Consider the following 692-nt stretch of genomic DNA (forward strand, 5'->3'; position numbering starts at 1 on the left):
AAGCGCCAAAACCGTCAAGAAAATAATATAAAACAAATGAAATGTACGATCACTCATGGCAATCGCCTCCTTACTTTATGTATACACTTTCCAGCTAAGCCTGTAAACCTCTTTTTGATCCCACAATCACATTTTCGCCAAACATTTGACAATAGATACTTGCTTAGGATGCATCGGTGCACACTTATCAAAAATGGTTAATATCAAATAGGAGACAGATCAAGGAGGTTATCGAATATGAAGTTTCTATTGATCGTGATCATCATTGCGCTGATCGTTGTTTTGCTCATGAGAAGACGCAGATGAACGAAGACATCCTCTATGGTTAACTGAGAATACAAAAAGGGCTTTCGGTACATCACCGAAAGCCTTTGTTCATCTGAGGTTAAGGCTGAACTACGCCTTGTTCTTTTTGCTATATTTAATAAAAGCAATCACAAGCGCTATAGCAAACAATATTCCGCTGACTACCCATGTGGTCAGAAACGCCATACCCAAGCCGACATTAGCCCCCATGGTCGGGTGCTTCATAGCAGTAAACACCGAGCCCTGCATCATAAATATGGTACAGAACAAAACAACGGGTGCCAAAATAATTGTGCTTGCGGTCTTACGACTACCAGATACTGCAATTACACACAGAGCAGAAATCACCAAGATCACCCAATAGATAACTGCTTCCCAAATCGCTG

The 692-nt window shown here is 41.0% G+C and carries 1 protein-coding gene; it reads right to left on the reverse strand.

Going from position 1 to position 692, the window contains the following annotated elements; all coding sequences use genetic code 11:
• Positions 1-396: 396 nt before the first annotated feature.
• The coding region (locus tag AC27IT_RS27765) for a hypothetical protein (RefSeq protein WP_487092258.1) at positions 397-692 on the reverse strand (296 nt) is incomplete at its 5' end.

The sequence above is a fragment of the Brevibacillus sp. YAE8 genome, from assembly GCF_057543335.1.